At 39.5% G+C, this 16,381-nt stretch carries 12 protein-coding genes; 5 read left to right on the forward strand and 7 right to left on the reverse strand.

Annotation, left to right across the window (positions count from 1 at the left end):
* Window positions 1-211 precede the first annotated feature (211 nt).
* Window positions 212-640, reverse strand: coding sequence for a nuclear transport factor 2 family protein (locus ABDW32_RS22115; protein ID WP_343565996.1), 429 nt, complete (start codon window positions 638-640; stop codon window positions 212-214).
* A 191-nt stretch (window positions 641-831) separates the two neighbouring features.
* On the opposite strand from ABDW32_RS22115, the gene ABDW32_RS22120 reads away from it, so the two are divergent.
* Window positions 832-1,041, forward strand: coding sequence for a hypothetical protein (locus ABDW32_RS22120; RefSeq protein WP_343565997.1), 210 nt, complete (start codon window positions 832-834; stop codon window positions 1,039-1,041).
* Between the two features lie 192 nt (window positions 1,042-1,233).
* Here ABDW32_RS22120 and ABDW32_RS22125 read toward each other — a convergent pair whose 3' ends face one another.
* The 6 genes from ABDW32_RS22125 to ABDW32_RS22150 all read right to left on the reverse strand — a co-directional run bounded on the left by ABDW32_RS22125 (window position 1,234) and on the right by ABDW32_RS22150 (window position 11,027).
* On the reverse strand, window positions 1,234-2,553 hold the full coding sequence (locus ABDW32_RS22125) for a DUF4302 domain-containing protein (protein ID WP_343565998.1): 1,320 nt from the start codon (window positions 2,551-2,553) through the stop codon (window positions 1,234-1,236).
* 3 nt (window positions 2,554-2,556) lie between these two features.
* Window positions 2,557-3,927 (reverse strand): substrate import-associated zinc metallohydrolase lipoprotein, encoded by a 1,371-nt coding sequence (locus ABDW32_RS22130; protein WP_343565999.1) that lies wholly within the window; start codon window positions 3,925-3,927, stop codon window positions 2,557-2,559.
* 3 nt (window positions 3,928-3,930) lie between these two features.
* A complete protein-coding gene (locus ABDW32_RS22135) occupies window positions 3,931-5,403 on the reverse strand; it encodes a RagB/SusD family nutrient uptake outer membrane protein (protein ID WP_343566000.1) in 1,473 nt (490 codons plus the stop codon).
* Window positions 5,404-5,414: 11 nt separating this feature from the next.
* A complete protein-coding gene (locus tag ABDW32_RS22140; RefSeq protein WP_343566001.1) occupies window positions 5,415-9,041 on the reverse strand; it encodes a SusC/RagA family TonB-linked outer membrane protein in 3,627 nt (1,208 codons plus the stop codon).
* Window positions 9,042-9,295: 254 nt separating this feature from the next.
* Window positions 9,296-10,453 carry a FecR domain-containing protein gene (locus ABDW32_RS22145; protein WP_343566002.1) on the reverse strand — a complete coding sequence of 386 codons (1,158 nt, stop codon included), beginning with the start codon at window positions 10,451-10,453 and terminating at the stop codon, window positions 9,296-9,298.
* A 46-nt stretch (window positions 10,454-10,499) separates the two neighbouring features.
* Entirely contained in the window at window positions 10,500-11,027 is a 528-nt protein-coding gene (locus tag ABDW32_RS22150; protein ID WP_343566003.1) for an RNA polymerase sigma-70 factor, read from the reverse strand.
* Between the two features lie 632 nt (window positions 11,028-11,659).
* Here ABDW32_RS22150 and ABDW32_RS22155 point away from each other — a divergent pair.
* The 4 genes from ABDW32_RS22155 (at window position 11,660) to ABDW32_RS22170 (ending at window position 16,371) form a co-directional block, all read left to right on the forward strand.
* Window positions 11,660-13,969, forward strand: coding sequence for a putative monovalent cation/H+ antiporter subunit A (locus ABDW32_RS22155; protein ID WP_343566005.1), 2,310 nt, complete (start codon window positions 11,660-11,662; stop codon window positions 13,967-13,969).
* 121 nt (window positions 13,970-14,090) lie between these two features.
* Window positions 14,091-14,510, forward strand: a complete 420-nt coding sequence (locus tag ABDW32_RS22160; RefSeq protein WP_077438801.1) for a Na+/H+ antiporter subunit B — start codon at window positions 14,091-14,093, stop codon at window positions 14,508-14,510.
* Complete coding sequence (locus ABDW32_RS22165; RefSeq protein WP_077438800.1) at window positions 14,510-14,866, forward strand: Na+/H+ antiporter subunit C; 357 nt, start codon at window positions 14,510-14,512, stop codon at window positions 14,864-14,866. Before ABDW32_RS22160 ends, ABDW32_RS22165 begins: the two co-directional genes overlap by 1 nt.
* Complete coding sequence (locus tag ABDW32_RS22170) at window positions 14,863-16,371, forward strand: proton-conducting transporter membrane subunit (protein WP_343566006.1); 1,509 nt, start codon at window positions 14,863-14,865, stop codon at window positions 16,369-16,371. Before ABDW32_RS22165 ends, ABDW32_RS22170 begins: the two co-directional genes overlap by 4 nt.
* The last annotated feature ends 10 nt before the right edge of the window (window positions 16,372-16,381 follow it).

Here is a 16,381-nt window from a genome sequence, read left to right on the forward strand (position 1 = left end):
TCTGTTCCTTTTCCCAATCCCAACGATTTCTGTCAACGCCAGTGCATCAATCTGATTAACAACTTCGTACAAGATCCTTTATTAGCTATTGATTGATCTGCAAAAATAGATCTAATAATAAAGAAGGCCTCTGTCAATTTTAAAGCAAAAAAAATAGCCACATCATCACGACGTGGCTAAAAATAAACATATGAATTTAATTAAACAGTTGCTATTTGTATGAGTTTACCGAACTCGCGACCTTCCAGGTTCCGGCTTCATTTACCAAGGTAACCAGGTCTGTTTTTGTAAATGTTTCGAATTTCATGGTAATCTTTGCTACCATATAATTTTCGGATTCCTCCAAGATTTCTGTATTGGTCGTGCAGTTTAGTTTTTCACCTTTTTGCTTTTTCAGGAAGGAAATTACCTCCGAGCGTTTATTGGTACGTCCCGTTTGGCCTTGGATCTTTTGGCTGAAATCGGAAGCAAATAGTTGCTCAACACCACCCGATGCGCCTTCTGTTATTACCGAAACGTAGCTATCGATCGCCAGGTCTGCGGTAGATAGGTTCAATGTTTTACCTGGGTCTGCAGCCATAGTACATGTTGATACTGCGATTAGGGCTGCTGCTAAAAATGTCTTTACTAAAGTTTTCATCGTTTATAATTTTTTACTTTATTGTGTTAGTTTTTTATTGTCTCTTTCTTAGTAGTCGCAGAAATATTGATTTTGTTGCAACATTTCCCTCAACGTTCTGATTCAAAATTAAGACAACGCAACCTGTGATTTTATTACATTTAGACTAAGCTTCGGAAAAAGTCGGTGAATAAGGGGGATGGGGCGGTGAAATGAAACAGATAGCGGAGAAAACGATTCGGCCAGACGGGCAAATGAAAATTCCCTTTGACAAAATACCGATAATACAGGCCGAAACACGAGAAGCAGAAGAGTATCAACAACTTGCTCCGCAAAATGGCACAGACATGGAACAATTTGAAGCATCTTCGCATAGGAGTATCCGGAATAGTCTAAAAGCAGGTTATCCACATTGTTATTAACATTCTGTGGAAAACTCAAGATATTGTGCATTAAACTCCGCTAAAACTACTTTGTACAATTGTTGATTTGATCATTATTAATAAGGAGAAGAGGCTTGATCAAATGTAAAGATGATAGAATTGTGCGCTTAAATACAAACGTCCTGTGATAACAATATCCATTATTATCACAGGACGAAAGTAAAAGAAGTATTATTGCAATGTGAATGTCATTGCAACATCAGGTCGATCTATACCTACGATTTTTGCATACAGATTTTTTCCATCAATCACATATTCGAGTTTAAAGCTGCTATTGAGCAGAAAATCGTCAAGCTGATCCATAATCTTAGCACTATATCCTCCTGAGGCACCTGACCTTTTGGTTAATTTCAGTATACCAGTTGCGTCATCAATGGTATAGTCGTATACAATAGTAGTTGACCAACCACCGCCACAGTTATTTTGACTGGCAAAACCAACGAAAGAAATTCTCTTATTCGCGAGATTCCATACCAGACTTACATCTCCACAATTAAAGATATACCCGGTAGCACCGCTTCCCAATCCTTTGAAATACCGATTTAAGATCTCTGTTCCTTTTGGCGAGTTTTCAGGTAATAATGTATTAAATGGTAAATATAGTTTCGAGTATTTCGTTCCCATCAACAGATGCAATGGAATTAATGGTTGAGCGGAATTTTTTACTTCAAATTTTCTACCAATTGAATCAAAAGCTGTTAACTTATCACTCTCCCAGGACATCTTTACAAGATTAATTTTTCCCGCCTTGAGCGGTGACTCAACATTACAAGTAATTCCGTCCAGCATATAACAAAATTTAGCGGTTGAACTTTCCACTTTATTTCCTGGTAGAATGGTAGTCGCACCTGTTTCTTTGGAATTGCTATTAATTGTAATTTGATATTTCTGTCCGTTTTCCTCAATATATGGATTAGCATTTTCCGTAAAGAATTTATTAATTTTTTCAATTGCTTGGGTATATCCTTTACTAGAATATATTTTTGCTTCAGATTCTTTTGCTTTTATCAGAACTAGCGATTTTTTAAATTTTCTACCTTCAAAAAATAAAGTATCTGCATGTGTTTTGATATAATCGAATTCAACATCGCTCCCCATGCCTTTACCAGGCTGACCACCATATACATCCGGGTTTGGATCTTGCAACATTGTTATATAATTATAAGTATCAAATGATAATGTTGCGTACATGATCTGCCTGATTCTGTATGTGGATTCCTTGAGCTCTGATGAGGTCTCTTGATCTAAATCTGCAAGCATTTTTAACCGATCATTTTCCTGAAATTGAATATAAAAGCCATAACCTCCTGAATATTCCGTGCTTAAATAGGCCTTCCAGCCAAAAGGAGCTTTAACAAGCGTGGATTTTACATAGGCAAGGGTATCGGCCACCCTTTTATCTGGATCGCCAAATAATTGATCCACTTCCCGTGGTTTACTGCAACTGAAGGCCAGTAATACCAAAAACATTAAATAAAATATCTTTTTCATAATTTAATACTTCCTCAAATTTACTTTACCCATCAATGTTGCATTTGGATCTTTTGTATCTTTCAAGATAAAATATTGTAGATAATCGCTAGGATTAACTGCTAAATCAACTTTCTTCCATTCCGCGGCAAAGCTCGTACTACCTAGATAATCAATTAAGGGCTGCGTATCTTTCAAAATCCAGCTAATATTTCCATTGTCATAAATGGCGCCTGTCCCTTGCGTAGCGGATTTAGAGATTTTAAATGTATTGTCCGCATTCTTTGAAATATCAAAATCATATGCTGCAGTCCAGGTATTATCTTTATCACCAAATGTAATGTTCAGTGTTGCTTTTGACGCAGAAACAAATTTGAATGCCATTGTTTTTGTGGTCCAGCCCCCGAGTTCATCCAAGATCGCCGTAAACAGATTCTTTTGTTTATTAGACAGCGTATTTTCTAGCCCCCAAGTACTTCGAATATCCCAATCCAAAGAGCCCAAATAATCGTTGCTAAGAGCTGTTGCTGCTTCATATCGGGTAGAATGGTACTTTTCAGTCATGATACGTTGGAATTCAATCTGAAGCTGTGTCACATCAATATTAAAATTCTGAACCATATAATCCCGTACAATGGATTCTTTCAGTTTAAATTTAGGATACGCATCCTTGCCACTGTCGTAAGCAAAATCATCATAATACAATTGGCCGGCGACAATCAGATGAGACAAGACTTCCGCGAAATCCTCACCGATTGCTTTTCTCGAATAGGGCGTGATAAAACCCAATGACCTTGCTTTAGCCTGGGTATTCTCCTGTGCCGTCCAGTTTGAATAATAATCCCCTGCACACACTTTTCCAAACTCACCGGGAATAAATCTCATCTGGTTAAGTATGTGCGTAAATTCATGATGAATAACCTGCAGGTTTCCACTGACAGAGTTGGGATTTGCTTCATCAAAATTGTTTATTCCGTACAAGGTGATGCGCCTTCCTCCATCTGCCGTCCCCCCCTTTACTGATCCGTCTACATCATAATCGCCTGATCCAAACAAAGCAAACTGTTTGGGCGTATAAGTCTTTATAAACGGTACGCCACCCACTTTCTTATACACATCCAAAAAACCTTTAATGACAACATCCATTTGTGGGATGACCTTATCCTCATTGGCTGGTGCTATATTCTTGTTAATATCATGCATATTACGCTGATACCGGTAGACAACCTCAATATTGTACGGATCGGTTAGGTTCGTTTTGATCCAGTCATCAATTTTCCCGGGTATAAATGTATCGTAGTTTTCAATTTTTACATTAAGTTTCTCCTCTTTCGTACAGGAGTATATGCCAGCCAAAAGACCGGCCAGTAGGGTTGCTTTTATAATCGTTTTCATAAATTACCTTGGATTTTGTTCAACACCTGACAATTCTGCTTCTTGCGGGATCTGAAAAACACGTCGCGGATCCTCCGGTTTTAATTCGATATAACTCTCCGTTTCATCATTTGCAATAAGGAGATGTCTAACTGTTATTCTCTTACGAATAATATCAAACCAACGCAAGCCCATCGACATAAAGCCAATTTGCTTAAATTGTAAGACCGTCTGGATCAGCGCTTCCTTATCATCTTGTACCTTAAAAAATTGCTTGGATTTTGCCGCGGTTACAGCGTGGTTAGCAGGATTGTAATTATCAATTCGATTACTTGCCATTAAATTCAAGTCAGCAATACCTGCAGCAGTATTCCCTAATTCCAAGTACGCCTCAGCCCGGTTCATTAAAGCCTCGTCTGTAATTAAAACGGGGACCATGAGCATTGGATAACCTGTATTCGCAGTTGGATTTGTCACATACCAGAATTCCTTCCAGATATAAGTTGTATAATGCGGAGCGCCATAGGATACACCAAAGTTATAAAACTTAGCTCCCGCTGCAGTTTCCCCATTATAAATATTTTGAAACACATTAATTCCCATAGCGTAACGATTATTCCACCAACGCTGATAACCACTGTAGGTTTCATTGATCAATAAGCTATAAGGCTGATCTGCTTTAGAAAAAACATTATGCACTTCTTCAAAGGTCATCTTTTTAAAAGTGGAGTTATATGGGATAAGTTTTCCCGCGAAATTTCCACCAGCAAAAATTTTGTTGGCATTGTCTACCACCTTTTGCCATTCACCTGTAAACAAATAAAACCGTGTTGCAAAAGCATGGGCAGCTGCAGGTGTAAAATGATATTTAGGTACATTCCACTCCGCTGGATTTGCATCTAGGAGCGCTAGGCCTTCCTCCAGATCCCTACGGATATTATCATAAACGGATTTCACTGTCCCGCGGTCATACTTTTTGATAACTACGGTTTCCGGTTCCGTCACATAAGGAATGCCGGGTGATGTATTGCTTTCCGGCTTCTTATAGTCATAAACTTTTGCAAAGAAATTGACAAGCATAAAATGTGCATAGGCCCGTGCGACCAAGGCTTCGCCTTTAAAGGCCAAAATATCATTGCCAAAATCATTGGCTTCTATTGCAGCCAAGGCATGGTTGGCAGCGGCAATCGCCTCATAGCAATTGTTCCAATAACTATTGGGACTATCCGTATCACTATCTTTGACATCTTGCCAACGATACAGGGCAGGCACAGGTTGATACAAATCGCCGACTCCTTTATCTTCGACATTATCTGAGTAAGTTTCAGACATGGCTAGATAATTGGCGAAGGGGTAGGCCGATGTAATCAATCGCTTGACTTTATCGACCGTATTGATTTCTGCACGCATATCCGGTTGTTGATCCAGGTATTTATTACAACTGCTGAATAGCAGCGTGGAAGAAATAAATAAATATTTAAGGTGTGTAAGTTTCATAATTTAATCGTTTAGAATCCTAATTTCACAGATAAGGTCACTTGTTTTGGAACTGGTAGTGCCACACCACCATTACTATAAAATTCCGGATCGACTCCATTTAGTTTTTTATCCGCATAGATTAACCACAGGTTATTCCCGACCAGGTTTACTTGTGCTGTTCTAAATTTAATTTTGTTGACGACAGATTTTGGGATATTATAACCCACAGAAATTTGCGATAGCCGGAGGTAATCACCCTTTGCAACCCGTTCAGATGAATAGTTATATGCATTATAGGAGTAAACGGATGCTGTACGATCACCAGCTGCATTCTCAACATCAAATTCAGCTGTTAAGCCATCGAGTGTGGATGGGATTACGGTCAGGTACTCATCACCGTGATAAATAAAGCGATTTATCAATTCTCTTGAGACATTGTACATATCCAGATAGACCGGTGAATAGTTAGGCTGCAAGCGTACCATATTACCTAAACCAAATTTAAGCAGAAAGGATAAGTTAAAATTTTTGTATTCTAGCCGGTTGTAATATCCCCCAGCGAGTGTGGGGTCTACTGGTCCTTCATATTTTAGGAAATCCGTCTGCGTATCCTGAAACCAAAAATAAGTTTCGCCCGGAGTTCCATCTGTACCGATATAGGTTGGGTACCCGCCATTGGCGGCCAGTTTATCAAAATCCAGCGAGTACAAGCCCCTATGTGGTCTACCGATCATTGCCCCGCCCTCACTTGCAATCAGATTCCAGATATTGCGTGTTACATTTAGTTTGGTAATCTTTGTTTTGTTAAAACCAAGGGTTAGCTGCGTACGCCAGGTAAAACCATTAGGGTCTTTGAACGGAAATCCACCAAGTTGAATATCAACTCCCCGTCCCTCCATATCAGCATAATTGGCTAACTTTTCAAATTGTCCACCAATTCCAGAGGTACGAATCGGCCCGATTAAATCAAATATATTACGTTTGTAATAATCAAAGTTCAGGTCAATACGGTCATTTAAGAAACCTAAATCGGTCCCAATATTAAGTTCATACATCTTCTCCCAGGTCAACTCAGAGTTTTCCAAACCGCTTATGTTAATCTTGCCTTCTTTTTCGCCATCATAGGGTCTGTAGGTAATAACATTATAAAACACGGCGGTTGAATTAGATGCATTGCCCATATTGGCCACTAAGCCGTAAGTTCCCCGAAGTCTGGCGCGCGAAAGAATCTTGTTATCTTTATTAAAGAAATTCTCTTGGTCAATATCCCAGGCTGCTGACAAGTTCCAGGTCGGCAACCATCTTGCCACATTGGTGCGCCCCATTTTATTCGATCCGTCGTAACGGGTCGTGAAGTTAAAGGAGTACTTATTTTTATAATTATAGGCCCCGCGCAACGCGTACGCTAATTTACGATCATAGGTATAATTCATGGCGAATGGTGTACCACCAGCTTCAAGTTGCTTCTTATAATACCGATATGTCGGTAAAACCAGGTTACCATTGTCATACTCTATTCCTGGCCCATTAAAATCATGACTCTGTTTATCCGCATACTGGAGCTCATAAGTTCCAAACAAATTCACTGTATGGTCATTCCATTTTTGATTATATTCCAAGTTGTGACGCATATAATAACTGATCATATTATTATTGGCCAGATTGAAAAAACCGCCACTTGGAAGAATAACATAACTATCCGTGTTTGGAAAATCGGGGTCAGCATATAAAAAACGATTTCCACTATTCACCGTCTGATCTTGATTTGCCCGGTATGCTTTTGAAAGGTTCGCATTTTCGGTAATCATATGTTGTCTTTCGGAATTATAATAGCGATACATTCCATTGGCAGAATAGGTAAGTGATGGAAGTATTTTATAGGAAATACCCGCTTGCACTTTGATATCCATCAATTTGAGTTTGATGTAATTATTATCAAGTTCATTTAAGATATTAAATGGAGCATAATCTCTTGTAAAATATTCCCGGTCACCATTTTCATCAAACGGAGTAATAATACGGCTGGTATTTAAAGAATAAGAGTACGGATTGATATCGAAATCCCGGGAATAGCTACCATATACCGCATCCGAATTACGATTTAGTGTACCCGGTGTCCGTTGATCCCGAATATTTCCCTGAAATATAAACTCGGTACTCAGTTTATCATTGATTTTGTAGTTATTTCGAATATTGGCAGTAAAACGCTTGGCCTGGTTACCCAGAGTATATCCTGGATCATTCATGTAACTGGTCGAAGCATAAGTCTGTGCTTTCTGTGTTCCTGTGCTCATGCTTAATGAATGATCATGCACCAAACTATTCTGGAACAATAAGTCAAACCAGTTGGTATTCACATTGGCATAGCGTTGCAAAAAATTGTACCGTGAAGGGGCATCATTTCTGAGTTTAAAAGAATCCGTCTTTGGATCATATTCGTACATCAGATTATACATTTTGGTAAAAACCCCACCTGTTCCGGCTCGTGAGACCTGTGAGTGATTGAGGTAGCCCTTATTTTCCATGTCGATTACCAACTGCATCTGCTCCGCAGAATTCATGATATCAAATTGGTTATAATTAGGTTTGATATAGGTGGTATAGTTGCCCGAATAGCTAAAATGCGTTTGACCCTCTGTATTTTTACCTCGCTTTGTATTCACAACGACGACACCATTCATGGCTGCGGCGCCATATAATGCCGTTGCCGCAGCATCTTTCAGGACTGTAATGGATTCAATATCGTCCGGATTTAAACCGGCAACGGAAGAGCCCAATAACGTATTGGCATCCCCTGTTGACAAGGCCTCATTGGATATATTAACAGCTTCATCCAAAATAACGCCATCGATCACCCATAGCGGTTTATTATCTCCTGTTAATGAAGTCGCTCCACGAACACGGATTTTAGGAGCGGCTCCAAATGTACCCGACACATTTTGAACTGAAACCCCAGCAGCCTGTCCTTCCAACATGCGTGAAACATCGGGAACCCCAGCACGTTCTGCTTCTTTCGCATCTATTCTTGAGGCAGCACCGGTGAATAATTTTCGATCCAAATTTTGGTACCCTGTGGCAACAACATTCACCTCCTCCAATGTACGATCTGCTGGTTCCAAAGTGATATTGACATCTTTTCTTCCGCCAACGGCTACTTCTGTACTCACAAAACCGACATAACGAATCACCAAGGTGGCATTCGATGAAGCATTAATTTTAAAATGACCAGCTTCGTCCGCCTGCGTAGAAATTGATGTACCTTTTACGGTCACTGTAGCTCCACTTAGTCCTTTCCCACTTTTATCTTTAATAGTACCTGTGACAGGCTGTTGTGGAACCTCTGTCAAGCTACTCCTACTCACTTTTGAGTTACTATTGACAGAAATCGTATTGGCAATGATCTTATACTCAATATTATTATTTTTTAATACTGCATTTAAGGCCTCTTCTACAGAAGCGTTCTTGACATTGACAGAAATCCGTGCTTTTGCATTCAGATTTTCACTGTACAGTACACGTAAATGAGACTGTTTGGAAATAGCAGACAGGGCTTCCTCAATGCGTGCATTTTTCATATTCAAAGTGACTTTCTGAGCTGTACCTTTCGCGTGTACGCCCGTCACAAATGCAAATAAAAGACATGTACTAATTTTCATAATACGTAGAGGTTTGCAAAATCGCGGGTCTTGAGGGATCAAGAACCACTTTTTGCCAAATGGTAAGTTATTCATACATTTACATTTTGTGGTTAATTGGGGTTTCTAATTGTTACATCTAATTTTGGACCTGGTTATCACATTTTTCTGAACAGGGATGCGCCAACATTCCTGTTCTCTTTTCTTAGGTCATTTTTGGTTTAGTTATTATTTTATCATAAGCAATTGGTATGGGTGAAAACTCGGTATAATTTTTAGTTCTTCGTTTCTATCGTTAGTTTTTTACCATCCACTTCAAACTTGAGATCACTAACATAGGACAACATCTCCAGGACTTGCGATAGTTTCACATCCCGTTCAATACTTCCAGTATATTCTTTATCCATCTGCACATTTCCTCTAAATTTCACATCCAAATCATACCACCGTGATAATTGATGTGCAATATTCACAATTGTTTCTTTCCTAAAGTAAAACTCATTATTGTGCCAGGATAGATCTTGTTGTAAATTTGCTTTTCCTTTTATCAGGTGCCCCTTAGCGGCAGCCGCATATTCTCCCGGAGACAGTGCGACATGCTGATTATCTTGCCATACTTCTACCCTTCCTTCGGCTAGTGTTGTACGTACAAGATCTGTATAGGAATTCACGTTAAAATGTGTCCCCAATACCTTAATTTCATTTCCTTTAGATTCGACGATAAATGGATGATCTGGATGGTGTGCGACCTCAAAGTAGGCCTCTCCATCTAAAAAAACCCTTCGTTCGGTGGCAGAGAACTGCGATGGAAACTTTAATTGTGACAGCGCATTTACCCATACTTTAGTTCCGTCAGCTAAAGTCATTTTATAAAAGCTGGCCTTTGGCACGATTAATAAATTGTACTGGGAGGGAATAGGCTTATCAATATCTTTCACAATTAGTTCACTGCCATTACCGATCAAATTATTATTTTTACTCAAGGTCTTCGTAGAATCTCCATTTAATGGGACATTCGTTCCATCGGCCAATACCAAAACCGCTCCACTTGTCGCAGGCGCAACATCTTGTTTTTTCTTAATAGCGACATGTATTCCACTTGAATGATCCGGCGACAACTTGATTTTCCATAACAAGAAGGTACCCATTAGAAAAATAATTGATGCAGCGATTCCTAAAGCCCATTTTCCAAAAGGCTTTAATGAGTTGTGATTTGTACCATTCAACTTATCCCATGCCTTATTCGCATCTAATTTTCGAAGAATAGACAAATCTTCCTCTATGTTTTTCGCTTCACGGAATGATTCCAACAATTGTTTATGCTGCGCATTCGCATTCAGCCATTCGTCAAGTTCAATTTGCTCTGCTATAGTTAATTGGTCACTAAGGAACTTCCGGATGATACTCGCAATATGTCCTGTGTTTTCTTTCATATATTACACTAAAGAAACGCAAGACGAAAAAAGGGGTGACAAGAATTTAAATATTTTTTAACAAAAAAATAACGAGCGGGATGAATTCAGGATTTAGGCGTTTTAGTAGCATTTTCATGCCACGTTGTTTTTGTGTTTTTACAGTATTGATACTAATCTGCAATTCTTTGGTAATCTCTAGGTTGGATAGACCTTCTAGGTATCCCAACCGAAAGATCTGCTGGCAGGAAGCAGGCATTTGTTCAATGATTTTGTATATCTCCTGGATAACTTCACTATGAATCATATTTAATTCCAGCGCAGTGTTGTCCTCCTCGGTAAAACCAACCACATTCCAATATTTCTGTCTTACCTTTTCGTGTCGGATATGATTGTAACAGGCAAAACGGACAGCACTATAGAGGTAATTTTTTATTGCAATATCATTGGCGCTGACCTGAGCTGTATTTTTAAAATAAGCAATAAAGGCATCTTGTACGAGATCTTCCGCTATAGTAAGATCTCCCAATATCTTCCAAGCAAAATGACAAAGCCCGTTATAATGTGTCTTGAATAATAATTCTTCCTTTTGCATAGTGTAGATTACGATATTCCTTGTTCTATCCCATTTATGACACGATAGTTTAGGGTATTAGGTATTAGCGGTCAACATTCATAATAATTGTGTCATAAAAATGACTAATATTTTTTATTATTCACAAAAAAATATGTGCGAAATATGAGATTTATCTATTTTACGATCCAATAACTGATTTAAATCAGAAATAAAAGCGGTAAAAATTGCTTTGAGATATTAAAAACAAAATATTTACAGAAAATCGATAAATAAGTTTTCCATAAAAAAATTCAATCAGGGGGGATTTGATTGTCACAAAGTATAACAGGGAAATATTTAACTTAAAACATTCCTGTTAATTAGGATGTATTGTGAGAAACAAAAGTAGAAACTTAAAATAAATTCACTAAAATGTATTTATCGAGTTCTAACTAATAAAATTAAAAAAATGTAAACAACATTTTAAAATAAGGTTACAAGCAATATAGGTCAAATTGTTTTTTAAAAAATTGGTAAAAACAAAACTTCCCACAAACAAAACAATACCGCATTTTTTGGTATTTATACTAAGCAAAATATGCTGAAAGCTGCCGTTTTTCGAGTTTTTTTACTATATTGTAAACTTTCGTAAAATTTAAAACAAAGACTAAATGCTATTTACTGTTCTATCAGGATTAATAACATCGAGCCTTATTGTTCCATTTGGTAGATTCCTCAAATCCAAATGGGGTTTTATTCTCGCATTTTTACCGGTACTTCTATTTCTGTATTATATAAAATTTGTGGTGCCTATTGGTCAGGGATCTTATTTTATACAATCGACAGCATGGGTACCTTCGCTAGGCATTAATCTGGATTTCAGATTAGATGGTCTATCACTGCTCTTCACATTATTGATTACCGGAATTGGTGCTTGCATCTTTTTTTATGCAAATGCCTATCTCAAGGGACATAAATACATCGACCGATTTTTTGGCTACCTCTGTCTCTTTATGTCTGCCATGTTGGGTTTGGTGCTTTCGGACAACATGCTATTGCTTTTTATCTTTTGGGAATTAACATCCATTAGTTCTTTTTTTCTCATCGGATTCAACAACGATCATGCGGATTCCCGAAAAAGTGCCTTAACGGCCTTATCCATTACAGGTTTAGGTGGCTTCTTTCTGCTTGCGGGCTTTGTACTATTGGGCAATATCGCCAGCACGTATAATATCACCGAACTTGTGGGCAAGGTTGCTTTGATTCAGCAGCATCCGCTCTTCCCGCTTATTTTCGGACTGGTGGCGCTTGGTGCCATCACTAAGTCAGCACAATTTCCCTTCCATTTTTGGTTGCCTGGCGCTATGAAAGCTCCTACACCGGTATCTGCCTATTTACACTCAGCCACTATGGTAAAAGCAGGGATATATCTGCTGGCCCGCTTTTCACCGATCTTGGGTGGGAATCCGATCTGGATGTATTCATTAGTCATTATAGGCGGAGTTACCATGCTCTATGCAGCATTTCATTCACTTTTCAGGACAGATCTCAAGGGAGTACTCGCCTATTCCACCATCTCCGCATTGGGCATCCTAGTCTTCCTACTGGGTCTTGGGACTAAAGAAGCTGTGATCGCCGCAACTGTCTTTATCCTTGTGCATGCATTGTACAAAGCAGCGCTGTTCCTGATTACGGGTATTATCGACCACGAAACCGGAACACGTGACTTAACGCTGCTACGCGGATTACGGAAAGTCTTAGCTCCTGTTGCTATCGCAGGTTTTTTGGCAGCATTATCAAGTGCAGGCGTGCCGTTGACCTTTGGATTTATCGGGAAGGATCTGATCTACGACGCTACATTAAAAAGCAATCCGCATTTGTTCCTTTATTTGACGGCAGCTGCTGTACTGACCAACATACTGCTTGTATCAGCTGGATTTATGGCGGGAATCAAACCTTTTACAGGGAAATTACCGGAACAGTTCGCGCAGGTACACTTGCCCTACAAATCCATGTGGATCCCGCCTCTTTTATTGGCATTATTGGGTGTCATATTCGGTTGTGTTCCAGGTTCTATTGGCGACTGGATCGCTGCACCAACCGCAAATAGTATTCTGGCTCAGCAAGAGGTTTTTCATCTAAAAATATGGCATGGTTTTAACCTCATACTTTTATTGAGTGCCAGCACCATTATTGTCGGAACACTTGTATTTGTCTCCAACACACCCAGTCACAAGAAACTGGCCTGGATCGCTACTTTTGAAAAAATTTCACCAGCGAATATCCTCAACGTATGTGCCCGGGAAATTGAATTATTTTCCGCCTTTTTTACCGCAAAGATGCACAATGGCTATCTACGTTCCTATTTATTGAAGATTATTTTATTTGCAGAATTATTGATCGGCTATCAATTATACTTGGGCGGGCCGCTGCACATTAAATGGGATACCTTATCACCTGTGAGCTTTTATGAAGTAACAACCGTATGCATTCTGATCGGAGCTATTGTGTTAACAATCCGGACGTCCTCCAGGTTAACTGCAGTCGTGGCCACGAGTGTTGTGGGCTATGCGATATGTCTCATCTTTGTTTTTTACAGCGCCCCAGATTTAGCGATGACGCAATTTACGATCGATACCCTAACCGTTGTTCTGTTTGTATTGGTTCTGTTTAAATTGCCATCTTTTTTAAACCTGGCAAACCGTCGCACCATTATTCGCGATGCAGTAGTAGCGGTTATATTTGGGATTATGTTATCTATGGTTGCTTTACGTGTGTTACATGAACCTACAACCACCGATATCAGTGACTTTTATGGTGACTATGCCTATGTAATGGCCAAAGGAAAGAATGTTGTCAATGTACTGCTCGTTGACTTTAGGGGCTTTGATACCATGTTTGAAATTGTGGTACTAAGCATCGCGGCACTTGGCGTGTACAGTTTATTGAAATTACGTTTAAAATCTTCTGATAAAGAATAATATGTTATGATACGTTAGTGGAGTAATGATCATTTAAGAGCGATGGACGATCTATGAAAACCTATTGGTTTGTATCACCGGAATCTCAATACTCAATACTAATATCTAAATACTCGAATAAATGAATAGCACGATATTACAAACCGCAACGCGGTATCTCCTACCAATACTTTTATTGTTTTCTGTATTTCTCCTACTTCGGGGGCATTATTATCCCGGAGGAGGATTTGTGGGGGGCTTGGTGGCCTCAATTGCTTTCGTACTGCATAGTTTCGCTTTTGGTCCTCACAACACCATGAAGCTTATCCAATACAAACCGTTATCCCTTATTCCGATCGGATTGGGCATTGCCGCAGTGAGCATGTTTTTACCAACTTTCTTTGGCTATCCCGTTATGACCGGACTTTGGTTGGAGGAAAAAATTCCCGTCATTGGGATGATCGGTACAGCCTTATTTTTTGACCTTGGTGTATACTTTGTCGTCATTGGAGTTGTATTGACTATTTTATTCACAATTGCTTTAAATACGGAGGAGGAATAATGGAACTGATTCTCGTTTTATTGATCGGCATTTTATATGCCGCCGGAATATACCTCATCTTGCGACGCAGCATGGTGAAACTTTTATTGGGAATTATGTTATTGGGCAATGGCACCAATATATTGATCTTTCTGTTGGGGAATATTGTCAAAGGTAAACCACCGATCATCGGCCCTGACCTAAAGGTCTTCACGGATATTTATGCCGATCCCATACCACAAGCCCTAATTTTAACTGCGATCGTTATCAGTTTTGGGCTGACTTCGTTTGCTATTGTATTGCTTAAACGTGTTTACGCCTTATTGGGTACGGATGATTTAGATAATTTGAATACGCCTGAGGAAGAAGATATATGATAGACAACCAGATTATTGCCACGGTTATCGTGCACCTTTTTATTGCTATTGTCCAGCTGATGCTTTGGCGCAAATCTACCCCGCAACGTTTTCTAAGCGTGGGGGGAAGCCTTTTAGCACTTATTCTTGCATTTAAACTCTTTTTCAAGGTCTATGATGGCGGAATCCTGACGATGAATGCCGCCAATTGGAAGGCCCCTTTTGGGATTGTCTTTGTCGCGGACCTTTTTAGTAGTACCCTGGTCGTCCTGACCTCCGTTGCCGGACTTGCGGTATCGATTTTTTCATGTGTCGGTGTCGGGAGACAACGCATTTTATACGGCTATTTCCCTATTTTTCATTTTCTGATGATGGGGCTAAATGGCGCCTTTCTGACCGGAGATATTTTTAATCTCTATGTGTGGTTTGAGGTGATCATTATTTCTTCTTTTGTTTTGATGACACTTGGTGGCCGTAAATCACAATTGGAAGGAGCAGTAAAATATATGGCCATGAATATATTGGCCTCTACTTTTTTCCTGACCGGTATCGGAATTCTGTATGGTATCTCAGGATCGCTCAATATGGCCGACCTGGCTTTGCGTATACCCAAAATACAAAACCAGGCACTTGTCGAAATCACGGCGACTTTTTTTCTGATCGGTTTTGGCATCAAATCGGCCGTATTTCCACTTTATTTCTGGCTACCCTCTTCCTATCATACACCGCCCTCGGCTGTTGCCGCAACCTTTGGCGGACTCTTGACTAAAGTTGGGATCTATGCACTGTTCAGGGTATTTTCTTTATTGTTTATCCCAAACCATTTTGCCAAAGAACTGTTGGTCGTTTTGGCCATACTGACCATTTTAACAGGTGCTTTTGGCGCATTAATAAAAACCAATGTCCGCAGATTATTTTCTTACCTGATTGTCTGCCATATCGGTTTTATGATCGGTGGTTTAGGATTATATAGCAAATGGGCGCTGTTAGGTGCAATCTTTTATCTTATTCATGATATTATGGTGAAAACGAACCTGTTCTTAGTGGCCGGTGTTATCCGCCAGCTTCGCGGGACCATGGATATGAACAAGCTCGGGGGCCTATATGCTCGGTATCCAAAGATTTCCTTGCTTTTTGCTGTGGTGCTTTTCTCTTTGGTCGGTATCCCGCCACTATCTGGATTCTGGCCCAAGATCTATCTTTTTAGAGATGCCTTTCAGCTGGAAAAATATGCTTTTGCAGGAGCTTTGATCATCGGTAGTTTTATTACACTGTATGTTATTGCCAAAATGTGGGCGCAGGTATTTTGGAAAGATGCCCCCCAGCCTGAAATCATTGAAGATAAATTTGCGGGAATGATCGGTTATAAAAGAACAATGCTGCTCTTACCGGTCATTATATTAGCCTCTGCCTCGTTGTATATCGGATTTAATGCAGAAGCTATTATCGATGTTGCAGACAAGATCGCTACACAATTACTGGATACTTCACCTTATATAAATGCTGTATTAGGAGGACAGAATTGATATGATAAAA

The sequence above is a fragment of the Sphingobacterium sp. genome (assembly GCF_039596235.1).
Taxonomy (GTDB): domain Bacteria; phylum Bacteroidota; class Bacteroidia; order Sphingobacteriales; family Sphingobacteriaceae; genus Sphingobacterium.